The sequence below is a fragment of the Amycolatopsis sp. lyj-23 genome, from assembly GCF_046549135.1.
In the GTDB taxonomy this organism is placed as follows: domain Bacteria; phylum Actinomycetota; class Actinomycetes; order Mycobacteriales; family Pseudonocardiaceae; genus Amycolatopsis.
Genome location: NZ_JAJPWN010000004.1, coordinates 550,318 through 571,676, shown reverse-complemented (window position 1 = coordinate 571,676; position 21,359 = coordinate 550,318). Strand labels below are relative to the sequence as shown.

Here is a 21,359-nt window from a genome sequence, read left to right as displayed (position 1 = left end):
ATCACTTGTTGGTGCCCGGGGTCAGCACCTTGTCGATCACGAAGACGGTGGCGTTCTTCGTGGGGATGTTGCCGCACAGGATCTTCGCGCCGTTGATCGTCATGTTGTCGCCCGAGCCCTCGATCTTGACCGGGCCACCGGCGGTGTTGAGCGTGTCGACCGAACCGGCCGCGGCGAGGCCCTTGGCGTCGTAGCGCTTGCCGACGACGTGGTACTGCAGGATCGGCGCCAGCTCGGCGGGCTTGCCGGCCAGCTCGTTGAACTTGGCGTCACCCAGCGCGGCGAACGCCGGGTCGGCCGGCGCGAACACCGTGATGGCCTCCTGGCTGTTCAGCGTGTCGACCAGGTTGGTGGCCTTGACGGCCGCCACCAGCTTGGTCAGCAGCGGGTTCGTCGACGCGGCCGAGGCGACCGGCTGCGGGCCCATCGAGTCCAGCGAGCCGGGGGCGGAGCCCTGCGGCAGCTGCGAACACGCCGGGCCGAACACGTCGGCGTTGGTGGTCACGCCGTTGGCGGTGCCGGACGCCATGCTGGACGACGGCGCGGGCACCGACGACGACGGCATCGAGCTGCTGGAACTGCCCGACGAAGCGGTGTCGCTGCTGCTGCACGCGGTCAGCGAAAGGGCGGCAACGGCGGCGACGCCGATTCCGGCGACACGGAGCTTGGTCACGTAAATCACTCCCATATACGGCTGATTATTTCTTCTTGATCGGTATTCGGAGCTGTCCGGTAAATGGATTGGCCCCGTTCAGGTGATCCGGGTCACCGTGCCGTGAAGGCGATGCTGTGCCACCCGGTCGCCCCGTCGGGCACGGTGCCCGCACGCATTTCCGTCTGCGTGTACCCGCTTTTGTCGGTCGCCCGGCAGACGACCTGGTGCCCGCCCGGTCCGAGGTCGAACTCGAGCCACCACATGCGCCAGGTTTCCGCGTTCACCTCGTGCGACAGCACGGCTTCCCGCCAGGGGCCGTTGTCCATGCGCAGCTCGACCTTCGCGATCCCGGTGTGCTGCGCCCAGGCGATCCCGGCCACCCGGACCTTCCCCGAAGGGACGGTTTCGAAACCCTTCGGCGTGTCGATCCGCGATTCCGTCTTGATCGGTGCTTCACGGCCCCAGCCGCGTTTCAGCCAATACGCCTGCCGCGCGGACCAGGTCGTGACTTCGAGGTCGGTCACCCATTTCGTGGCCGAGACGTACCCGTACAACCCCGGAATGACCAGCCGGGCCGGGAAACCGTGTTCGAGCGGCAGCGGTTCGCCGTTCATGCCGATGGCGAGCATCGCCCCACGCGAGCGGTCCACGGCCGCGGCGACCGGGCTGCCGGACGTCCAGCCGTCCACACTGGACGAGAAGAGCTGTTCGGCGCCGGGGCGCACCCCGGCCTCTTCGAGCAGGTCGGCCAGGTCGACGCCGATGAAGTTCGCGGTGGACACGTAGGTGCCGCCGACCTCGTTGGACACGCAGGTCATCGTGATCGTGCGTTCGACCAGCGGCCGGTTGCGGATGTCGCCGTAGCGGTACCGCCGTTCGCGGTCGACCAGGCCGTGCAGCCGCAGGCTCCAGTCCTCGGTCCGCACCTGGGGCACGGTCAACGCGGTGTCCACGCGGTAGAAGTCGGCGTTGCGCGTCAGGAACGGCGGCGTGCCCAGCTTCGCGAAGTCGGCGTCGGCCGGGATCATCGGCGCGGTCCGGGCCGGGACCAGCCGCCCGACCGCTTCGCGCGACGCCGTCGCGTCCCGGCTGCCGGCGAGCAGCTGCCCGCCGAGGCCCGCGACCCCGGCCCCGGCGACCACGCCGGCGCCCGCGAGCAGCACCCTCCGGCGCGAGGCGTCCGGTGCGACGTCGAGCCGGTGCAGGAAGGCGAACGTCGCCACCCCGGTGACCAGGCTCGCCAGCGGCGCGAGCAGCGCGATCGGGCCGAGGTCGGGACGCGCGTACACCGCGACCAGCCCGACGAGCCCGAACCCGGCGACGACCACCAGCCCCGGCACCGGCGTGCGGCGGGACAGCAGCCCCGCCACGGCCGCGACCAGCACCAGCACCACGGCCATCCCGGACAGCAGCACGAGCTTGTCGTGCGTGCCGAACGTCCGGACGGCGAAGTCCTTGAGCCACACCGGGGTCAGGTCGATGGCGCCGTTGCCGACCGCGAGGTACGGCGAGGCGCTGACGCCGACGAACCCGGCCACCAGGTGCCCCGCCGCCAGGGCCGCGACGAGGGCCAGGACGCCCAGCAGGGCGGCCGTCCCGCGCCGCAGCTCGCCGTCAGACAAGGGAAATCCTGGTGACGGCGGGCGACGTCGGGCCGGCCGAACCGCCGGCCGGCTCGACGGTGATCCCGATCCGGTCGACGTCCGCCGGGAGGTCGGCCACGAGCATCCGCTGCGACGCCGCGGGCGTCATCAGCCCGGCCGACCGCGCGCCGCCGGCGCCGATCAGCCACACCTGGTAGACGTGCCCGGCGTCCAGCGCGGGCAGCTCCGAGGCGAGCAGCACGGCCTGGTGCCGGCTACGCGAGACGACGAGCGTGGCGTGCCCCTCGCCGACGCCCTGGACAGCGGACGCGTCCGGCGCGCTCAGCACCGAATCGACGGGCGCGGGTGTCCTGGTGGCGCCGAAGGCGACCGCCACCACGGCCGCGGCGGCCGCCCCGAAGAGCCCGGTCCGCAGCTGCCACGTCTTGGCCCGGCTCAGCCGGCGGACGACCGGCACCCGCGGCGGCACCTGGCGGGTGCGGGCGACGTCGGCGAGCACCACCAGCTTCAGCCCCGGCGGCGGGTCCACCGCGGCGGCGAGGCCGAGCCGCGCGCCGGTGGCCCGCAGCTCCGCCACCTCCTGGCGGCAGGCGACGCACTCACCGAGGTGACGCTCGAATTCGGCGCGCTCCCCCTCGGACACGGCGTCCAGGGCGTAGGCCCCGGTCAGTGTGTGCAGCTCGGCGGTCACCGGTCCACCCCCAAGCAATCGCGCAGCCGGATCAGGCCGTCCCGGATGCGGGTCTTCACGGTGCCGGGCGCGACCTTGAGCACCTCGGCGACCTCCGGGTAGGTGTAGCCGTTGTAGTAGGCCAGCACGATCGACTCGCGCTGCAGGTCGGTCAGCGCGGACAGGCACTGCCGCACCCGCTGCTGCTCCAGTCCCGCCAGCGCGGACTCGGTGACCTCGTCGAACGGCCGCCGCACGTCCATCAGGCCGGCCCGCTCCTCGCGGTCGACGCCGGCCTGGTGCGAGCGCACGCGGTCCACGGCCCGGCGGTGGGCGATGGTCAGCACCCACGACAGCGCGCCGCCGCGCTCCGGCTCGTACCTCGTGGCCTTGCGCCACACCTCCACCAGCACCTCCTGCGCCACTTCTTCGGCCTGCGCCCGGCTGCGCAGCACCCGCACCGCGAGGCCGAGCACCGGCCCGGCGACGAGGTCGTACAGCGACGCGAACGCCGTCTCGTCCCCCGCCGCCACCCGCCGAAGCAGTTCTTCGGCGCTCGGCGCGAGCGCCGGCGCCTCGTCCGGCTGCAGCCGCAGCCGCCCACGCTCACCCATGCCCGGCACCCTCCACCTCATCCACCACTTCCTCGGGAGGGGTTCGCGGCCGGGCGACGGCCCGGACTGGTGCGCGGTGGCCTATCCCACTCGGACGGCGCAAATCCGGCGCCCGGACCCATCCGGCGGCGGCCCGGCTTCGAAAGCACCGCCGACCGGTCGCACAGCGGGTGAGAGGATTGCCCGATCGGCCATGCGGACGGTGACCTCGGACACTTCTTGATCACCCCAGAGTGTGAAAGTTATTCGGAACGCTGGGCGTTGAACTGACTATGGGTTATCCCTGGAACCAGACGAAGTTAACCGACGAGTAGCAAAGGCGGTCCCCATGACCGACCCGGACAACCTCACCACCGCCCGCATCGATTTCGCCCTGCGCACCTTCGGGGCCGCGCCGCGGCCCGTGCCGGCCGAGCTGGAGTACGACACCCTCGACCCGTACGCGGTCGCCGTGGTGCTGCACGCCGGCCCGAGCGCGGTCCGCTGGCTCTTCGGGCGCGACCTGCTCGCCGACGGCCTCCTGGGCCGCTGCGGCGACGGCGACGTGCGGATCGGGCCCGCCGGCGACCCCGCGCTGGTCGTCGTGGAGCTCAGCTCCCCCGACGGCGCCGCCGTGCTCGAAGCACCCGCCAAGGAGATCGCGGCCTTCCTCGACCGCACCTACGACGTCGTCCCGGCCGGCCGCGAGAGCGACTGGTTCGACTTCGACGAGGAAATGGAAAAGCTTTCCTACCAGGACTGAGGCTTGTTCTGGTCAGCCCGCCGCGCCCCACGCGCGAACCGGCGGCCGGAGCAGCGAAGCCATGCGGCGGGCGACGGCAGAACAAGCCTCACCTGAGTACCGTCCCTGAGCGTGAGCTTCTTCCTGACGAAGGTCCTCGCCGCGCTCGACGAGGGCGGTGACCGTCCCCTCTTCATCCAGGACAGCGTCACCACCTACCACCAGGCCCGGGACCGGCTGCGCCGCCTGCACGGCGGCCTCGGCGAGGTCGGCACGCTCGCCGTCGACCTGCGCAACCGGCCCGAGACGGTCCTCGTGCAGCTCGCCGCCCTCCTCCGCGGCGCCACCGTGCTCATGGTCCCCGCTTCGGCGCCCACCGGCGACCGGCTCGCCGCGGCGAACGGCGCCACCGTCGTCACCGACCGCCCGCACGACTGGCCCGCCGGCGACGTCCGGACCCTCGACGACCTCGACGGCGAGCCGCAGCCGCTGCGCCCGCCGGAAACCGTCCGTCTCCTCTTCCCCACCGGCGGCACCACCGGCGCCCCGAAGCTGATCCGCCACAGCGGCATCTACGACGGCATGGCGCACATCTTCACGCCGTCACCGGACGGCCCGGGCCGCACGCTGCTCGTCGCCCCGATGACGCACATGACCGGCAACGCCACCGTCCTCGGCGCGCTGCTGCGCCACGACACCGTGGTGGTGCACGACGGCTTCGACGCAGGAGCGGTTCTCGACGCGATCCAGAGGCACCGGATCGACACGCTCTCGCTGACCCCACCCCGGCTGGCCGCGCTGCTGGACCACCCGAACCGCCCGGAAACCGACCTCGGCAGCGTCCGCTCGCTCTCCCTCGGGGCCGCGCCGCTGCCGCCGCACCGGCTCGCGCAGGCCCTCGACGTCTTCGGCCCGGTCGTCGGCCAGGGCTACGGCCTCACCGAGGCGCCGATGATCGCGAACATCTCCGCCGCCGAGCTGATCGGGCGGCCCGAGCGGCTGGGCTCGGTCGGCCGGATCGTGCCGGGGATGGAAGCGCGCATCACCGGCGACGGCGAGGTCGAGGTGCGCGGACTGGCGATGATGGACGGCTACCTCGGCGGCCCGGAGGTCGGCGCGGGCTGGCTGCGCACCGGCGACCTCGGCCGCTTCGACGACGAGGGCTACCTCTACCTGCTCGACCGCGCGGACGACGTCGTCGTGGCCGGCGAGCACGGTACGAAGGTGCCCACGACCGTCGTCGAACACGCCCTCGCGGCCCACCCGGCCGTGCGGGCCGCCGCGGTCTTCGGCGTCCCGGGCCCGGACGGCCAGGTGCTGCACGCAGCGGTGGTCAGGTCCGGCGAGGTGACCGAAGCCGCGCTCAAAGCCCACGCGCGGGAGACCTTCGGCCAGGAGCACTACGTCCCGGCGCGCGTCGCCTTCGTCGACGCGCTGCCGCTCACCGACGTGGGCAAGGTGGACAAGCGCGCCCTCGCTCAGCTCGTGACGGCCCCGTAGGACGACGACCGCACCAGCTTGACGTACTTGCCGAGCACACCTTCCGGGAACTTGTTCGGCAGCGGCTCCCAGCCCTCGCGGCGGCGGGCCAGCTCGGCCGCGTCGACCAGCAGGTCGATGCTGCGGGCCTTGATGTCGATCGCGATCCGGTCGCCGGTGCGGACGAACGCGATCGGGCCGCCGTCGACCGCCTCGGGGGCGACGTGCCCGATGCACAGGCCGGTGGTCCCGCCCGAGAACCGCCCGTCGGTCAGCAGGAGGACGTCGCGGCCGAGCCCGGCGCCCTTGATCGCCGCGGTGATGGCCAGCATCTCGCGCATGCCCGGCCCGCCCTTGGGGCCTTCGTAGCGGATGACGACGACGTCGCCGGCCTCGATCCGGCCCTCGTTCAGCGCCGTCATCGCCTCCTGCTCGCGCTCGAACACGCGCGCCGGGCCCTCGAAGCTCGCCGTGTCGAAGCCCGCCGACTTCACGACCGCGCCTTCGGGGGCGAGCGAGCCGCGCAGGATGGTGATGCCGCCGGTCGGGTGCAGCGGGTTGTCCAGGCCGCGCAGGACCTCGCCGTCGATCGGGTCCGGGTCGAGCGCGGCGAGGTTCTCGGCCACCGTGCGGCCGGTGACGGTGAGCGCGTCGCCGTGGAGCAGGCCCTCGTCCAGCAGCGCCTTCATCAGCACCGGGATGCCGCCGTGGCGGTCGATGTCGTTCATGACGTACTTGCCGAACGGCTTCAGGTCGCCCAGGTGCGGGACGCGGTCGCCGACGGTGTTGAAGTCGTCGAGCGTCAGCGGCACCTTGGCCTCGTGCGCGATGGCCAGCAGGTGCAGCACGGCGTTGGTCGAACCACCGAGGGCCATCACGACGGTGATGGCGTTCTCGAACGCCTCCCGGGTGAGGATGTCCCGCGCGGTGATGCCCTTTTCGAGCAGGCCGACGACGGCTTCCCCGGACAGGTGGGCGTAGTGGTCGCGCCGCCGGTCCGCGGACGGCGGCGCCGCCGAGCCCGGCATGCTCATCCCCATCGCTTCGGCCGCCGACGCCATCGTGTTCGCGGTGTACATGCCGCCGCAGGCACCTTCACCGGGGCAGATGGCGCGTTCGATGCGGTCCAGGTCGGCGGTACCGAGCCGGCCCGCGCGGCAGGCGCCGACCGCCTCGAAGGCGTCGATGAGCGTGACGTCCTTTTCGGTGCCGTCGGTGAGCTTCACCCAGCCGGGGGCGATCGTGCCCGCGTAGAGGAACACCGACGCCAGGTCGAGGCGCGCGGCGGCCATCAGCATGCCCGGCAGCGACTTGTCGCAGCCGGCCAGCAGCACCGAGCCGTCGAGCCGCTCGGCCTGCATCACCGTCTCGACGGAGTCGGCGATGACCTCGCGGGAGACCAGCGAGAAGTGCATGCCGTCGTGGCCCATGGAGATGCCGTCGGACACCGAGATCGTGCCGAACTGCAGCGGGTAGCCGCCGGCCGCGTGCACGCCTTCCTTCGACGCCTGGGCCAGCCTGTCCAGCGACAGGTTGCACGGGGTGATCTCGTTCCACGAGCTGGCGACGCCGATGATCGGCTTGCCCCAGTCGCCGTCGCCCATCCCGACCGCGCGGAGCATGCCGCGCGCGGGCGCGGCCTCGATCCCGTCGGTCACCGTGCGGCTGCGGGGTTTCGGGTCGATCGTCATCGCGGGCCTCTGATACGACGTTCGGGCGCTGGTCATGTTACCAACGGACGCGCGGTCCGCTGGCCGGAACGATTTCCTACCCGCGCCCGTGCGGGCGGGCGAAAACTCAGGCCATGATCGCCACCGCTTCGATCAACACAGTGGTGTGGGGCACGGGCAACGTCGGCCGGGCGGCCATCCGGGCCGTCGACGCCCACCCGGCGCTGGAGCTCACCGCGGTGCTCGTCCACGACCCGGCGAAGGTCGGCAAGGACGCCGGTGCGCTGGCCGGACTCGACTTCACCTTGGGGGTCGCGGCCACCGACGACATCGAGGCCGTCCTGGCGGCGGGCCCGCGCGCGGTCGTCTACGCCGCTTCGGGTGACGTCCGGTTCGACGACGCGCTCGCCGACATCGTCCGCGCGGTCCGGGCGGGCGCGGTGGTCGTGACACCGGCGCTGTACCCCCTTTACGACCAGCGCAACGCCCCTCCGGAGCTGCGGGACCCGGTGCTCGCGGCGGTCGAGGAAGGCGGCGGCTCGCTGTTCGTCTCGGGCGTCGACCCCGGCTGGGGCAACGACGTGCTGCCGCTGCTGGTCAGCGGGCTCGGCACGGACGTCGACGTCGTCCGCTGCCAGGAGATCTTCGACTACTCGACGTACGAGCAGCCCGACTCCGTCCGGTACCTGGTCGGGATGGGCCAGCCGATGGAGTACGACCCGCCGATGCTGATGGCCGGCGTGCCGTCGATGGTGTGGGGCGGCCAGGTCCGGCTGATCGCGCGCGGCCTCGGTGTCGAGGTCGGCGAACTGCGCGAGACGCTCGACCGGCGCCCGCTCGACGAAACCGTGTCCACGCGGACCATGGGCGAGTTCGAGAAGGGCACGCAGGGCGCGGTGCGGTTCGAGGTGCAGGGCATCGTCGGCGGCGAACCGCGGATCGTCATCGAGCACGTCACCCGCATCCACCCGTCGTGCGCGCCGGACTGGCCGGCGCCGCCCAGCGGCGACGGCGCGCACCGCGTGATCATCGAAGGCCGGCCGCGCATCGAGGTCACCGTCGAGGCGACCGACGAAGGCGAGAACCGGTCGGCGGGCGGGAACGCCACCGCCGTCGGCCGCCTGGTCGGCGCGATCGACTGGCTGGCCGCGGCGGAACCCGGCCTCTACGACGCACTCGACGTCCCGCTGCGCCCGGCAGCCGGCAAGCTCGGAAGGAGGCGCTCGTGAACATCGACATCCCCGAGGGCAAGGACCCGATCGGATACGTCTGGGGCGAGATGGTGCCCGGCATCGGGATCGCCGCGTCGCAGTTCTCGCTGGCGGTGTACGAGCACACGACGCTGGGGCTGCGGGAGTTCGAAGCCGCGCGGCTGCGGATCGCGCAGCTCAACGGCTGCGTCTTCTGCCTCGACTGGCGCACCGAACGCGACGGCGTCAAGGTCGAGCCGGAGTTCGCGGACGCGGTGTCGCAGTGGCGCACCACCGGCCGCTTCGACGAGCGGACGCGGCTGGCGGCGGAGTACGCCGAGCGGTACGCGACCGACCACCACAACCTGGACGACGAGTTCTGGAAGCGGATGTCGGCGTCCTACACGCAGCAGGAGATCGTGGAGCTGAGCATGAGCCTCGGCGCCTGGCTGGCGTTCGGCCGCCTCAACCACGTCCTGGGCATCGACACCGTCTGCGTGCTGCCGTCCCACCGGGGGTGAGGGGCGGGGCCCGCCCCGCACCCCCCGCGGCTCAGAAGTCCTGCGCGACGATCTTCTCGATGTTGCGTTCGGCCAGCGCCGTGATGGTGACGAACGGGTTGACGCTCGTGTTGCCCGGGATCAGCGAGCCGTCGATCGCGTACAGGCCCGGGTAGCCGGCGAGCCTGCCGTAGTTGTCGGTCGCCTTGCCGAGCACCGCGCCGCCGAGCGGGTGGTAGGTGAGGTGGTCGCCCCAGATCTTGTACGTGCCGAAGAGGTCGGTGCGGTAGATCGTGCCCTCGGTGGCGTTGATCTTGTCGAAGATGGTCTTCGCCATGTCGATGCCCGGCTGCTTCCACGCCGTCTGCCAGTTCAGCTCCACCGCGCGGGTGGCGGGGTTCCAGGTGAACTGCGCGCGGTTCGGGTTCTTCGTGATCGACAGGTAGAAGGAGGCCCACGTCTCGATCCCGGTCGGCAGCGGCGCGACCTCCGCGAAGGCACCACCCGCGGCCCAGTTGTCGATGCCGCCGCACGGGATGGTCGACTGCGAGGCGCCGGTCGGGTCCCAGATCTGGTTGGCGCGCCCGCACATCACGTTCCCGTTGTCGCCCCAGCCCCTGCCCACCTCGTCGTTCAGGTTCGGCAGCGCACCGGTCGCCTTGAGCTTCACCAGCAGCTTGCTCGTGCCGACGCTGCCCGCGGCGAAGAACACCGTGCCGGCCGTGACGGTCTTGATCGTGGCCACCGCACCCGCGGTGGTGAGCTGCTCGATGGTCACGGTGTAGCCGCCCCCGGCGGCCGGTACCACCTGCGTCACGCGGTGCAGCGGCGAGATGCCGACCCGGCCGGTCGCGGCGATCTTCGGCAGGTAGGTCTTCTGCAGCGACTTCTTGCCGTAGTTGTTGCCGTACAGGATTTCGCCGGCCAGCGCCGACTTCGGGACGGTACCCGCCGCTTCCTGCTCCATGTAGTTCCAGTCGTACACGTCCGGCACGAAGACGAACGGGAACCCGGACCGCTGGGCCTGTTTCCGGCCGACGCGGGCGAACTGGTACCAGTCGGTGGTGTCGAACCAGGCCGGGCGCACGTTGGCGACGCCGAGCCCGGCGTTGGCGCGCGGGTAGTAGACGTCGTACATCTCGTTCGCGTCGACCGTGGGGAGGATCGCGCCGAAGTTCTCGCGCTTGGGCGTCACGGCCATGCCGCCGTTGACGAGCGAGCCGCCGCCGACCCCGCGGCCCTGGTACACGGTGATCCCGCTGAACTCCTCGGCGTCGAGGATGCCAGTGTAGCGCGGGATGTCCTTGTCGATCGGGAACCCGAGGAAGTTGGACAACGGCTGCTTCGTCCTGGTGCGCAGCCAGTACGAGCGCTGGTCCGGGCTGGTCGTGGCGCAGAAGACCTTGCCGTCCGGGCCCGGGGTGTCCCAGGCCATGCCCATTTCGACCACCTGCACGTCGACCCCGGCCTGTGCGAGCCGCAGGGCGGCGACCGAACCGCCGTAACCGGACCCGATCACCAGGGCGGAGACGCGGGCGCCGTCGTTGATCGCGGCCGTCGTGGCCGTCGGCTGCGGCGCGGTGGCCGACGCCCGACCGGCCAGCGCGGCACTCGCCAAGATAGAACCGGTTCCAGCAATGAAGACGCGACGGGACACTGAGCCGGAAGTTGTTCGCCACATGGGTTCGTCGCTCATGCCTTGTTCCTCACCGTTGAGGTATTTTAGAACAAGTTATAGCTTGACGCTGCAGACAAGTCGACATATACCCACGAGTAACCTGGCGGGGTTGGGTGGTGGTGCCGCTGAATGGGCCATGATGGACGACTGTGGAGTCCACCCGAGTGGACCGCTGGCTCTGGGCGGTCCGGCTGACGAAGACCCGCCCGGACGCGGCGGCGGCCTGCCGCGGCGGCCACGTGCGCGTCAACGACCGACCGGCCAAGCCGGCGACGACGGTCGTCCCGGGCGACGAAGTGCGCCTGCGCGTCGGCGGCACGACGAAGGTCTTCGACGTGGTCCGCGTGATCCAGAAGCGCGTGGGCGCCCCGGACGCGGCGACGTGCTACGTGGACCGCACACCGAAGCCGCCACCGGAGTCGGCGATCCCGGTCGCCCGCCGCGACCGCGGCGCGGGCCGGCCGACCAAACGGGAGCGCCGGGTGCTGGACGCCTTCCGGTTCGGGCAGGAACCCTAGGCCGCAAGCCGTCCGGGACGTCCGGCCACGTAGGACACTAGGTCATCTTCCCCGTCGATCAAGGGATCTCCGCTTCTCTCCCGGCCGTTCCGGAAATAGCCGGGAATCCGCGCCGGGCCGATCGGGCCCGCCGGAATGCGGGTAGTTCCTCCGCACGGAGGGAACTTCATGACCGACCCGGAAACCCTGCTGGCCGCGGCACGGCCGCTCGTGGTGCGCTACTGCCGCGCCCACCTGGACCCCGACACGGCGGACGACGTCGCCCAGGACGTCTGCGTGGCGTTGCTCGACGCCCTGCCGCGGTGGTCGCCGGACCGGCCGTTCCCGGACTTCGTCCGCGACATCGCGCGCGCCAAGGTGGCGGCCGCGCGCGAGGCGGCCGCGCGGCCGGACGAACCGGTGGCCGAACTGCCCGACGCGCCCGATTCGGCCATGGGCCCCGAACACCACGCGCTGCGGCGGGAACTGCGGGAGCGGATGGCGAAACTGCTGCGGGTCCTTTCGCGCAAGCAGCGGGAGATCGTCGTGCTGCGCGTGGTCGTCGGCCTGTCGGCGGAGGAGACCGCGGCGGCGGTGGACTCGACGCCGGGCGCGGTCCGCGTCGCCCAGCACCGAGCGCTCGGCCAGCTGCGGAAGGTCGTGACCAGCCCCTGACCCACGCCCCCGCCGTGCCGCCCTACAGCCCACCTTCGCCGATCATGGCGCGCAGCTTCGTCAACGCGCGGAACTGCGTGATGCGGACGTTGCCGGCGGAGATGCCCAGCGCCTCCGCCGTCTCGTTCGCCGACAGGCCGGCGACGATCCGCAGCGACAGGATGTCCTGGTGCAGCGGCGGCAGGGACGCGATCAGCCGGCCCAGCCGGGCACCCAGGTCCAGTTCGAGGACGTGGTTCTCCGGCTCGTTGCCGCCCAGCGGCCGGTCCGGCAGCTCCGGGACCGGCTTCGACCGGTCCCTGGCCACCGAGCGGAACGCGTCGGCGACCTTGTTCGCCGCGATCGCGCGCACCAGGTACACGAACGAGCCCCCGCGGTCCTGGTAGCCCGGCAGCACCTTCAGCACCGCCAGGCACACCTCCTGGGCGACGTCGTCGGCCGAGAGGTACGACAGGTCCCGGCCGCCGATGCGCGCCCGGCAGTAGCGCACGACCATCGGCTTGATGAGCTCCAGCAGCTCCCGGACGGCAGCCGGGTCGCCGCCGCGTGCGGCCGCCACCACCGGGTCGAGCCGCTCCTTCGCCAGGCCGCCCTCCGGCCTCGGCGCGTCCTCCAGCACGGTGTAGCCGTCGACAGCCGGCGCCACCTGGGCGATCATGGTCTCCACGGGCCCTCCTCGTTTCCGCCGGCGGGTCCGTCTCGTCCGTCCACAACGGACATTACGGTGGCTGGACGGTTCCCGGTCCGACATCCGGAGTAATCGAGGCGCTGACCAGCAACGTTGCAGAGTGGTGGGGGTTGTCCAGATATTGTCCGTTAACCGTTCACGACCCGGCGGAAACGGTCGCCGGACACCGGCGGGGCACCGGACAAATACTGGACAGATCCCGGAAGTTTCAGCTCCAGCGAATTCCGTACGCGAAGCCCGGAGCGAGGTTCCGGAACCGGACGTGCACCTCGCCGGCGTCGTCGGCCGCCAGCGCGGTCCCGGTCCGCGTCCGGTCGGCCCCACCGGCCGGGGAAACCTTTTCCTCGCACACGATCCGTTTCGGCACGCGTTCACCGAAGCGGACGTGCAGGTCGAACAGGTCGCACGGGTGCCGCGGCACGCAGACGTACCGCGGTTCGCGCAAATTCGCCCGGAACCGCAGGCCGACCTCGTGCCGCGCGCCCCGGCGCAACGGCTCCGGCAGCCGCAACGGCAACCCGATCCGGTCACTCGATTCCATCGCCCGGCCGGCGAGCACCCCGCCGTGGAACACGTCGACGCCGAGGTCCGTCTCCCGCACCGAACCACCGGACCCGCCGGTGGCCGGCAGCGTCAGCGCGAGGTCGAGCACGGCGATTTCGTCGGCGTCGGCGACCACCCTGCGGAATTCGAACGCCTCCGCCACCGGCTGGTCGAGCGCCAGCGTGACGCGCAGTTCTTCGGTGTGCCAGCCGCGGCCCGGCGTGCGCCGGTCCGCCGGCCCGGCCGCCGCGACGACCAGCGCGGCGAGCTGTTCGATCCCCTCGTCGATCCGGCGCCGGACCGTCCGGTCGTCGCGGTCGAGCGTGTTCGCCGCCCAGTGCACCCGTTCCTGGTAGAACGGTTTGCGCGCCCGTTCCTCGAACGCGAATGCGGCGAGCAACGCGATCTTCAGATCGTCGGGCAACGACTCGACCAGCGGGCGCAATCGATCCGACAGCTTGCGCCGCACCTCCACGGTTCCGTCATCTTCCAGAATGCCGCAAGCGGCGCGCAATGCGGGACCGATCCGGTCCGCGAGCGGTGTCGTGAAAATTGCCCTCCCTTTGCGCAGGGTCTTGAGTTCGCCGACCACGTCCGCCGCACTGAGGCTCACCGTTGTCTCCCCTTCCTCGCACGGGCATCAATGCTGGCCAGCACCACCGCCGATGTCCAGTCGATCACGCTCCGGCAAACGGATCGTTATCCCGCGGTTCCCGTTCCGGGAGCGACGCCGAAACGCCGAAACTCCTTGGCGATCGGCTAACAGCGCGCCCATTGCCCCGCCGCGATTTCCCGGCGGAAACCCACGCGACCCCGGCGGTGGAAGTGTCGAAATGACGATCCCGCACACCGGGATTCCGAGCCACCACCCCCGCGGGTGAACGTGGGCGGACCCGGTTGACGGCGGCACGGGCCGGGTATTTGTTGATCATGAGCCCGAGGATGTGGCGCCTGCTGATCTCGGGGTCGCTGCGGCTGTTCCTGATCACCGCCGTGCCGGCCGCCGCCCACCTGTCCGTGTTCGTCGGACTGGCGGCCGGGGTGATCGCGTTCGTCGTGCCGGCCCCGCACAGCCGCCACGACCGCGTCGGCCCCGGCGGCTGACGCGGTGGCACCAGCTCGCGCGGCGGGAAAACCGGCGCGGTGGCCCCCGCCCGGCGGCTGCCGGTGCCGGTGCGTTTGTGGATGATCACGCGCGGTGTAATGTTTCCCGGTCCGACCGGCGTGCGTGACCTCGTGAGGTGCCATGACAGTGCGGCGGTACCCGATGGCCATCCTGCTCGTCTTCGTCACGGCGGCCGTGGTCGTGGTCAACGGCTTCGCTTTCTGGGGCGACACCTTCGCCCAGTGGGTCGACGACGGCATGCAGCTGAGCGCCGGTCTTGCCGGGGTCGTCTGCGGTGTCGTCGTCGCGCGGCGGGTGCGCCGGCACCAGCGCTGGTGGCGGGTGCTGGTGGCGATCGGCATGGCCGGCTGGTCGCTCGGCCAGTGCGTCTGGTCCTACTACCAGCTGATCGACGGCCGCGGGCTGCCTTCGCCGTCGCTGGCCGACGTCGGGTACCTGAGCTTCCCGGTGTTCGCGCTCGCCGCCCTCTTCGTCCTCGCCAGGGCCCGGGTGCGGCCGGACCGCGAGCGCTGGCAGCCCGCCCAGTGGACCGCGCACTTCGGCGTCGCGGTGGTGCTCGACGGGCTCGTCGTCACCGGCTCGCTGTTCATCCTGACCTGGACCGCCGCGCTCGGGCAGGTGGTCCGGGCCACCGGGCCGGACGCGCTGACCTGGGCGGTCGCCATCGCGTACCCGCTGTCGGACCTCGTGGTGGTGGTCGTCGCGGTGCTGCTGGTCGTGTTCGACCGGGTGGACCGCCCCTACCGCGCGAACCTGCTGCTGGCCGCGCTCGGGATCGTCGCGCTGGCCTGCTCCGACAGCGTGTTCGCCTACCTGGTCAGCATCGGCGCGGAGAGCATGAAGCCGTGGTCGGACGCGGGGTTCGTGCTCGGCCCGCTGTTCATCGCCTACGCCCTGCTGGTCACGCCCAACACCCGGCGGCGGGACGATTCCGGCCAGCCGGTCGGCGTCGACTGGTGGCAGGTGGCGCTGCCGTACCTGCCGGTCACCGCGGTCGCGCTGCTGATCACCGTGCAGATCGTGGCCGGGGCCGGCCCGGACGGCGTCGAGGTGTTCGTCGGCGCGCTCGTGGTGTTCCTCGTGCTCGCCCGGCAGCTGCTTTCCCTGCTGGACAACCGGTTGCTGCTGCGCCGGGTGTACGAGGGCCAGCAGCAGCTGACCCACCAGGCCTACCACGACCCGCTGACCGGGCTGGCCAACCGCGCGCTCTTCGCCGACCGGCTGGACCGCGCCGTCGAGCAGGGCGCCGAGGGCGGGCACCGGCCGCTGGTGCTGATCTTCGTCGACCTGGACGACTTCAAGGAGGTCAACGACCGGTTCGGCCACGCGGGCGGCGACGTCCTGCTGCACGCGGTCGCCCAGCGGCTGCTGAGCTGCGTGCGCGCGGACGACACGGTCGCCCGCCTCGGCGGCGACGAGTTCGCGATCCTGCTGGAGGGCGAGGTCGACGCCCCGCAGGCGATCGCCGACCGGATCCAGAGCGCGCTGCGGCGGCCGTTCGCGGTGCACGGCACGCTGGTGCCGGTCCGCGCGAGCATGGGCCTGGTCGTGCCGGACCCGGCGGAACCGCTGGTCACCGCGGACGTGCTGCTGGGCCGCGCGGACACGTCGATGTACGCGGGCAAGCGGCTGGGCAAGGACACCACGGTCGTGTACCACCCGTCACCCGACGGGCCGCCCGACTTCCCGTCGGCACTGCGCCGCGCGAACGGCGGTCTCCCGGAGGGCTTCGCGCTGGTGTTCCAGCCGATCGTCCGGCTGGCCGACGAGACGCCGGTGGCGGTGGAGGCGCTGGCCCGCTGGACCGCGCGGGACGGCACCGCGGTGTCGCCCGAGACGTTCGTCCGCGCGGCCGAAGGCGCCGGTCTCGGCGCGGAACTGGACGCGCTGGTGCTGGACCTGGCCTGCCGCGAGATCACCGCGGCCGGGCTGGACCTGACCGTGCACGTCAACGTGTGCGCGAGCCGGCTCGGCGCCGCCGCGCTCGAGGAGAGCGTCGGGTCGGCCCTGGACCGGTACGGCCTGCCGGCGGAGCGGCTGATCGTCGAGATCACCGAGACGGTACCGGTGCCGGACCTGGCGGCGGGCGCCGCCGCGATCCGCCGCCTGCAGGACCTGGGGGTCCGGGTGGCGCTCGACGACTTCGGCGCGGGGTACAGCTCGCTGACGGTCCTGCACGCGCTGCCGGTCGACCTGATCAAGCTGGACCGCGCCCTGACGACCGGCGTGCGTCCCGACCGCGACGCGGCCCTGTGCCGGTCGCTGGTCGGGCTGTGCGCGGACCTGGAGGTGGCGGTGGTCGCCGAAGGCATCGAGACGGCCGAGCAGGCCGAACTGGTCATCCGCGCGGGCTGCACGACGGCCCAGGGCTACCGCTTCGGCCACCCGGCCGCGCTCTCGTCGCTGCGCCTCTCGACGCTGTCGGCCGGCTAGTCCGAACCCGAGCGCCCCAAGGCGGCCTTGGGTGCGTTGAATCAGCACTGCGGCGCGAAGCGCCTCCGTTGAGGGTGGTGGCGGGGGCATGGATGGAGCACCGAAGGCCGCCTGGGTTGCGTTGAATCAGCACTGCGGCGCGAAGCGCCTCCGTTGAGGGTGGTGGCGGGGGCATGGATGGAGCACCGAAGGCCCAAGCGCCCCAAGGCCGCCTTGGTTGCGTCAGACGCACCGAAGGCCGCCTTGGGGCGCTTGAAGCCGGGCTGTCGGCCGGCTAGTCCGCGGTCACGCCCGGGGGCAGGACGCCGAAGATCGTCGCCGTCGAGCCTGCGCCCCGGCGGTTGATCGGGCCGCCCGCCAGTACCCACGCGCCCGTCGTCGGCAGCTTCTCGAGGTTCGCCAGGATCTCCAGGCTGATCCGGTGGCGCCGGTAGACCAGCTTGGACACCGTGTACGTCTCGTCGGTGCCGACGTCCGGGCTGAACGTGTCCGTGCCGGTGCCGCCGCGGCGGCCCAGGCGGCCGGTGTCGATCAGCCACTGCACCGCCGGGATGGAAAACCCGGGCTGGTGCAGCACGCCGTCCGCGTCCGTGTTCGGGTACGCCGGGGTGCCCCACTTCGCGTCCCAGCCGGTCCACAACACGACCACCGACTCGTCCGGGATCCGGCCGTGGCGCTTCTCCCAGGCCTTGAGGTCGTCGATCGTGACCGCGTAGTCCGGGTTCTTCGCGGCCTTCGCCCGGACGTCGATCTTCACCGCCGGGCGGAACAGGTCACCCGGGTCCATGGCGTCGGCCAGTGGTTCCCCGGTGTTGAAGTGCCCGGGCGCGCCCCAGTGCGTCCCGGTGTGCTCGCCTTCGCGGACGAACTGCAGGTAGTAGCCGTCTTCCGGGATGGTGGCGATGGTCTCCAGCTCGAAGGCTGGGTCGCCGGGGAAGACGTTGGTCGTGGCCGGGTCGTTCACGTGCGACAGGCTGACCAGCTTCAGCTGGTCCAGCCGCAACGGCGGAGCGGCTTCGGTGGCCTGCGCCGTCCGGCCCGGCAGCGCGGCGCCGAACACCCCCGCCAGTCCCGCGGCCAGCACCCTGCGTCTCATCGGCATGAGGGATCACCTTTCACCGTGCGGGGCGAAACCCCGGGTATGGCACCGTCTTATCACCCGGACTGGGAGCAGCCATAGAGCTTGCGCGAAGATGGTTGCGTGGACGACGACATCGAAGACAACGCCGACAACGGCCTCCTCGACCCCGAGGACACTTTGGACGACCGCGACGAACTGTCGGAAGGTTATTCACCGCCGGAACGCGCGCAGGCGACCGAAGGCTGGGGCACCACCGCGCGCGAGACCGCGGAGGGCGAAAGCTGGGCGGGCCGGCTCGCCCGTGAGGTCCCCGACCTGGCCGACGACGTCGGCGACGACGGACTGGGCGACAGCGAGGACTCCGACGGCGAGCTGATCGACGACGAGGTCGGCGACGTCCGCGCGGGCCGCCTGGTCGCGTCGGACGAAGGCTTCGGCGAAGACGCCGACGAGGAGCTCTACGCCTCCGACGCCGGGATCGACGGCGGCGCGGCGTCGGCCGAGGAAGCGGCCGTCCACGTGATCGACCCCTCCCGCCGCTGGTGACACCCCGGCGGGCTCACGCCGGCTGCGCGGAGTCGTACTCGCGGACCGCGGCCAGGTACTCCCCGATCGCGTCGCGGTTGCGCAGCAGGCATTCCGCCCGCCGGGTCATGCGGTCGCGCTCGGCCTCCAGCGTCGCGATCATCTCCGGGGTCGCGTCCGGGAAGTAGATGGTCCGCGGCTTGTCGAGGCAGGGCAGGATCTGCTTGATGATCCGGGTCGGCAGGCCGGCGTCGAGCAGGCCGCGGACCTGGATCACCCGGTCGACCGTCGCCTCGTCGTAGTCGCGGTAGCCGTTCGGGCCGCGGCTCGCGATGATCAGGCCCTGCTCCTCGTAGTACCGGAGGAGCCGGCGGGACGTGCCCGTGCGCGCCGAAAGCTCGCCGATCCGCATGTGCGCCACCTCACAGTGTCCGGGGTAGACCTTCACATCGGTGTGAGGGTTCGAGCATAGCGGCATGACGAGCCTCCGCAGCCGCACACTTCCCCTGACCGCTCTCCTCGCCCTGACCACCGCCGCGTTCGTCACCGTGCTCACCGAGGCGCTGCCCGCCGGCGTGCTGCCCGGGATGAGCGCCGGCCTCGGCGTCGGCGAAGCCGCGGCCGGCCAGGCCGTGACGATCTACGCGCTCGGCACCGCGCTGACCGCCATCCCGCTGTCCGCCGCCACCGCGCGGTGGTCCCGCAAACGCTTGCTGCTCACCGGGGTGGCCGGGTTCGCCGTGGCCAACACCGTCACCACGCTGTCCGCGGACTACGTGCTCACGATGGCGGCGCGCTTCGTCGCCGGCGTCGCCGCGGGCGTCGTCTGGGCGCTGCTCGCCGGCTACGCGCGCCGGCTCGTCCCGGACAACCAGGGCCGGGCCATCGCGATCGTGATGGCGGGCATCCCGCTGGCCCTGTCGCTCGGCATCCCGGCCGGGACGTTCCTGGGCGGCCTGCTCGGCTGGCGCTGGGCCTTCGGCGTGATGTCGGCGCTCGCGGTGGTGCTGCTGGGGTGGATCGCCGCGGCGGTGCCCGGCCGGCCGGGGCAGGCGAGCGGCCGGACGCCGGTCCTGCGCACCCTCGCCGTTCCCGGTGTCGTGCCCGTGCTGGCCGTGACGCTCGTGTTCGTGCTGGCGCACACCGTGCTCTACACCTACATCGCCACCTTCCTCGCCCACGCGGGCATGGCGGACGCGGTGGACGTCGTCCTGCTCGTCTTCGGCGTCGCGTCGCTGGCGGGCATCGGCGTCGTCGGCGCCCGGATCGACCGCACGCTGCGGACCCTGACGGTGCTCAGCACCCTCGGCGTCGCGGTGGCCGCCGCGCTGCTGGCGGCGTTCGCGGGCAGCCCGGCACTGGTCTACGCCGCCGTGGCGCTGTGGGGGCTCGGCTGGGGCGGCGTCCCGACGCTGCTGCAGACGGCGGCCGGGAACGCGGGCGGCGAAGCGGCGGACAACGCCCAGGCCATGCTCGTCACGCTGTGGAACGCCGTGATGGCCGCGGGCGGGGTGGCCGGCGGGGTGCTGCTCGACGCCGCCGGGCCGGCGGCCTTCCCCTGGACGCTGCTCGTGCTCCTGCTGCCGGTGCTCGCCGTCGTCCTCGGCGCCCGACAGCACGGGTTCCCGGTTCGGTCCTGAGTGGACGAAGGGCCCGGACGCGCTCGCGCCCGGGCCCTCCAGCTTGTGATCAGCAGCGGCCGGCGATGGCCCGCAGCAGTTCCGCGTTCGCCGTGTCGCCGGACAGCTCCCAGGCGAACACGCCGCCGAGCCCCTGCGACTTCGCGTAACCGGCCTTCGCCGACGCCGTCTCGGGCGTGTCGTAGCTCCACCACTGCGAACCGCACTTCGCGTACGCCGTACCGGCGACGCGGCCGTTGGCGGGGCACTTGGTCTTGAGGACCTTGTAGTCCTCGACGCCGGCTTCGTACGTGCCGGGAGCCGGGCCGGTGGCGGTGCCGCCCGGCTGCTTCTGCGTGACGCCGTCCCAGCCGCGGCCGTAGAACCCGAGGCCCAGCAACATCTTCCCCGACGGAACGCCCTGGTGGCGCAGCTTCTGGATGGCCGCGTCGGCGTAGAACCCGGCGGTCGGGAGGCTCGGGTAGGCGCGCAGCGGCGAGTGCGGCGCGGTGGGCCCGGCCGGGCTGGCGCCGGCGACGAAGTAGTCGTAGGTCATCACGTTGTACCAGTCCAGGTACCGGCTCGCGGCGCCGTAGTCGGTGGCGTCGATCTTGCCGCCCTTCGAGCCGTCCGCGGTGATCGCGGCGGTCACCAGCTGGCGCCCGAACTTCGCGCGCAGCGCCTTGACCAGCCCGGTGAACGCCTTGGGGCCACTGGTGTCGCAGGTGGCGCCGCAGGCGTTCGGGTACTCCCAGTCGACGTCGATGCCGTCGAAGACACCCGCCCAGCGCGGGTCGTTGACGAGGTTGTAGCAGGACTCGGCGAACTTGGCCGGGTCCTTCGCCGCCTCGGTGAACCCGGCCGACCAGGTCCAGCCGCCGAAGGACCACAGCACCTTGAGCTTCGGGTGCAGCTTCTTGAGTTCGAGCAGCTGGTTGAAGCTCCCGTGCAGCGCCCCGGCTTCGGTGCTGTCGGCCTGGCCGCTGACGCTCGTGGCCGCGTCGTAGGGCATGTCGTGGTCGGCCCACGGGTCGCCGACCGCGCAGCCGCCGCCGGTGACGTTGCCGAACGCGTAGTTGAGGTGGGTCAGCTTCGCGGCCGAACCGGACGTTTCGATGTCCTTGACGTGGTAGCCGCGGGCGTAGACGTCCCAGTCGGCGAAGTAGGCCATCACCTTGCTCTGGCCCTGGCCCTGGCCCTGGCCCTGGCCCGCGTCCGCGGGCGGCGCGACGACGGCGGCGCCGGCGAGCGCGAGCGCGACGACGGCGATGCGTTTTCTCATGCGGAGCACGGGTTCTCCTCACCGGCAAGGCGGGCGGACGTGCCGAGGCTAACAGGTCCAGACCACTGCGGACCAGAGTGAATCGGGGTGGTCAGCGGCTTTCCCGGTA

Annotated in this window: 21 protein-coding genes; 10 read left to right on the top strand and 11 right to left on the bottom strand. The window is 72.0% G+C overall.

What is annotated here, in order from left to right; all coding sequences use genetic code 11:
- Position 1 precedes the first annotated feature (1 nt).
- From ACLJPY_RS12095 to sigK, 4 genes are all read right to left on the bottom strand, one after another.
- Entirely contained in the window at positions 2–673 is a 672-nt protein-coding gene (locus tag ACLJPY_RS12095; RefSeq protein WP_410588132.1) for a fasciclin domain-containing protein, read from the bottom strand.
- A 92-nt stretch (positions 674–765) separates the two neighbouring features.
- Positions 766–2,277, bottom strand: coding sequence for a molybdopterin-dependent oxidoreductase (locus tag ACLJPY_RS12090; protein ID WP_410588131.1), 1,512 nt, complete (start codon positions 2,275–2,277; stop codon positions 766–768).
- Entirely contained in the window at positions 2,270–2,950 is a 681-nt protein-coding gene (locus tag ACLJPY_RS12085; protein ID WP_410588129.1) for an anti-sigma factor domain-containing protein, read from the bottom strand. The genes ACLJPY_RS12090 and ACLJPY_RS12085 overlap by 8 nt, the downstream gene beginning before the upstream one ends.
- Positions 2,947–3,543: an ECF RNA polymerase sigma factor SigK gene (gene sigK, locus ACLJPY_RS12080; RefSeq protein ID WP_410588128.1), complete on the bottom strand. Its 597-nt coding sequence runs from the start codon at positions 3,541–3,543 to the stop codon at positions 2,947–2,949. The genes ACLJPY_RS12085 and sigK overlap by 4 nt, the downstream gene beginning before the upstream one ends.
- A 328-nt stretch (positions 3,544–3,871) precedes the next feature.
- Between sigK and ACLJPY_RS12075 the strand changes: the two genes are divergently transcribed.
- Entirely contained in the window at positions 3,872–4,285 is a 414-nt protein-coding gene (locus ACLJPY_RS12075) for an SsgA family sporulation/cell division regulator (RefSeq protein ID WP_410588127.1), read from the top strand.
- A gap of 111 nt (positions 4,286–4,396) precedes the next feature.
- Positions 4,397–5,764, top strand: coding sequence for a class I adenylate-forming enzyme family protein (locus ACLJPY_RS12070; RefSeq protein ID WP_410588126.1), 1,368 nt, complete (start codon positions 4,397–4,399; stop codon positions 5,762–5,764).
- On the opposite strand, the gene ilvD is transcribed toward ACLJPY_RS12070, so the two are convergent.
- Positions 5,743–7,434: a dihydroxy-acid dehydratase gene (gene ilvD / locus ACLJPY_RS12065; RefSeq protein ID WP_410588125.1), complete on the bottom strand. Its 1,692-nt coding sequence runs from the start codon at positions 7,432–7,434 to the stop codon at positions 5,743–5,745. The genes ACLJPY_RS12070 and ilvD overlap by 22 nt on opposite strands.
- A 113-nt stretch (positions 7,435–7,547) precedes the next feature.
- Between ilvD and ACLJPY_RS12060 the strand changes: the two genes are divergently transcribed.
- On the top strand, positions 7,548–8,642 hold the full coding sequence (locus tag ACLJPY_RS12060; RefSeq protein WP_410588124.1) for a dihydrodipicolinate reductase: 1,095 nt from the start codon (positions 7,548–7,550) through the stop codon (positions 8,640–8,642).
- Entirely contained in the window at positions 8,639–9,124 is a 486-nt protein-coding gene (locus ACLJPY_RS12055; RefSeq protein WP_410588123.1) for a carboxymuconolactone decarboxylase family protein, read from the top strand. The genes ACLJPY_RS12060 and ACLJPY_RS12055 overlap by 4 nt, the downstream gene beginning before the upstream one ends.
- A 31-nt stretch (positions 9,125–9,155) precedes the next feature.
- Here ACLJPY_RS12055 and ACLJPY_RS12050 read toward each other — a convergent pair whose 3' ends face one another.
- The gene (locus ACLJPY_RS12050; RefSeq protein ID WP_410588122.1) at positions 9,156–10,721 is read right to left on the bottom strand and encodes a GMC oxidoreductase; all 1,566 of its coding nucleotides are present in this window, start codon (positions 10,719–10,721) and stop codon (positions 9,156–9,158) included.
- Between the two features lie 209 nt (positions 10,722–10,930).
- Between ACLJPY_RS12050 and ACLJPY_RS12045 the strand changes: the two genes are divergently transcribed.
- Positions 10,931–11,299, top strand: a complete 369-nt coding sequence (locus ACLJPY_RS12045) for an RNA-binding S4 domain-containing protein (RefSeq protein WP_410588121.1) — start codon at positions 10,931–10,933, stop codon at positions 11,297–11,299.
- Positions 11,300–11,467: 168 nt separating this feature from the next.
- Complete coding sequence (locus tag ACLJPY_RS12040; protein ID WP_410588120.1) at positions 11,468–11,953, top strand: sigma-70 family RNA polymerase sigma factor; 486 nt, start codon at positions 11,468–11,470, stop codon at positions 11,951–11,953.
- Positions 11,954–11,975: 22 nt separating this feature from the next.
- Here the strand turns inward: ACLJPY_RS12040 and shbA are convergent, their stop codons facing one another.
- A complete protein-coding gene (gene shbA / locus ACLJPY_RS12035; protein WP_410588308.1) occupies positions 11,976–12,611 on the bottom strand; it encodes an RNA polymerase sigma factor ShbA in 636 nt (211 codons plus the stop codon).
- 238 nt (positions 12,612–12,849) lie between these two features.
- Entirely contained in the window at positions 12,850–13,797 is a 948-nt protein-coding gene (locus tag ACLJPY_RS12030) for a hypothetical protein (RefSeq protein ID WP_410588118.1), read from the bottom strand.
- 317 nt (positions 13,798–14,114) lie between these two features.
- Here ACLJPY_RS12030 and ACLJPY_RS12025 point away from each other — a divergent pair, with 317 nt between their 5' ends.
- A complete protein-coding gene (locus ACLJPY_RS12025) occupies positions 14,115–14,288 on the top strand; it encodes a hypothetical protein (RefSeq protein ID WP_410588117.1) in 174 nt (57 codons plus the stop codon).
- Between the two features lie 142 nt (positions 14,289–14,430).
- Positions 14,431–16,743 carry a putative bifunctional diguanylate cyclase/phosphodiesterase gene (locus ACLJPY_RS12020; protein WP_410588115.1) on the top strand — a complete coding sequence of 771 codons (2,313 nt, stop codon included), beginning with the start codon at positions 14,431–14,433 and terminating at the stop codon, positions 16,741–16,743.
- A 274-nt stretch (positions 16,744–17,017) separates the two neighbouring features.
- On the opposite strand, the gene ACLJPY_RS12015 is transcribed toward ACLJPY_RS12020, so the two are convergent.
- Positions 17,018–17,845, bottom strand: a complete 828-nt coding sequence (locus ACLJPY_RS12015) for a cyclase family protein (protein WP_410588114.1) — start codon at positions 17,843–17,845, stop codon at positions 17,018–17,020.
- 99 nt (positions 17,846–17,944) lie between these two features.
- On the opposite strand from ACLJPY_RS12015, the gene ACLJPY_RS12010 reads away from it, so the two are divergent.
- Positions 17,945–18,370: a DUF5709 domain-containing protein gene (locus ACLJPY_RS12010; RefSeq protein ID WP_410588112.1), complete on the top strand. Its 426-nt coding sequence runs from the start codon at positions 17,945–17,947 to the stop codon at positions 18,368–18,370.
- 13 nt (positions 18,371–18,383) lie between these two features.
- Here the strand turns inward: ACLJPY_RS12010 and ACLJPY_RS12005 are convergent, their stop codons facing one another.
- Complete coding sequence (locus tag ACLJPY_RS12005; protein ID WP_410588111.1) at positions 18,384–18,761, bottom strand: MerR family transcriptional regulator; 378 nt, start codon at positions 18,759–18,761, stop codon at positions 18,384–18,386.
- 64 nt (positions 18,762–18,825) lie between these two features.
- Between ACLJPY_RS12005 and ACLJPY_RS12000 the strand changes: the two genes are divergently transcribed.
- Entirely contained in the window at positions 18,826–19,989 is a 1,164-nt protein-coding gene (locus tag ACLJPY_RS12000; protein ID WP_410588109.1) for an MFS transporter, read from the top strand.
- A gap of 49 nt (positions 19,990–20,038) precedes the next feature.
- Here the strand turns inward: ACLJPY_RS12000 and ACLJPY_RS11995 are convergent, their stop codons facing one another.
- Positions 20,039–21,250 (bottom strand): glycoside hydrolase family 18 protein, encoded by a 1,212-nt coding sequence (locus tag ACLJPY_RS11995; protein ID WP_410588306.1) that lies wholly within the window; start codon positions 21,248–21,250, stop codon positions 20,039–20,041.
- Positions 21,251–21,359: the final 109 nt, after the last annotated feature.

Excerpts from the sequence above, each read along its gene's own strand:
- ACLJPY_RS12015 (WP_410588114.1), bottom strand. The coding sequence starts at position 17,845 with ATGCCGATGAGACGCAGGGTGCTGGCCGCGGGACTGGCGGGGGTGTTC.
- ACLJPY_RS12000 (WP_410588109.1), top strand. The coding sequence starts at position 18,826 with ATGACGAGCCTCCGCAGCCGCACACTTCCCCTGACCGCTCTCCTCGCC.
- shbA (WP_410588308.1), bottom strand. The coding sequence starts at position 12,611 with ATGATCGCCCAGGTGGCGCCGGCTGTCGACGGCTACACCGTGCTGGAG.
- ACLJPY_RS12020 (WP_410588115.1), top strand. The coding sequence starts at position 14,431 with ATGACAGTGCGGCGGTACCCGATGGCCATCCTGCTCGTCTTCGTCACG.
- ACLJPY_RS12025 (WP_410588117.1), top strand. The coding sequence starts at position 14,115 with ATGAGCCCGAGGATGTGGCGCCTGCTGATCTCGGGGTCGCTGCGGCTG.
- sigK (WP_410588128.1), bottom strand. The coding sequence starts at position 3,543 with ATGGGTGAGCGTGGGCGGCTGCGGCTGCAGCCGGACGAGGCGCCGGCG.
- ACLJPY_RS11995 (WP_410588306.1), bottom strand. The coding sequence starts at position 21,250 with ATGAGAAAACGCATCGCCGTCGTCGCGCTCGCGCTCGCCGGCGCCGCC.
- ACLJPY_RS12005 (WP_410588111.1), bottom strand. The coding sequence starts at position 18,761 with ATGCGGATCGGCGAGCTTTCGGCGCGCACGGGCACGTCCCGCCGGCTC.
- ilvD (WP_410588125.1), bottom strand. The coding sequence starts at position 7,434 with ATGACGATCGACCCGAAACCCCGCAGCCGCACGGTGACCGACGGGATC.
- ACLJPY_RS12060 (WP_410588124.1), top strand. The coding sequence starts at position 7,548 with ATGATCGCCACCGCTTCGATCAACACAGTGGTGTGGGGCACGGGCAAC.
- ACLJPY_RS12040 (WP_410588120.1), top strand. The coding sequence starts at position 11,468 with ATGACCGACCCGGAAACCCTGCTGGCCGCGGCACGGCCGCTCGTGGTG.
- ACLJPY_RS12075 (WP_410588127.1), top strand. The coding sequence starts at position 3,872 with ATGACCGACCCGGACAACCTCACCACCGCCCGCATCGATTTCGCCCTG.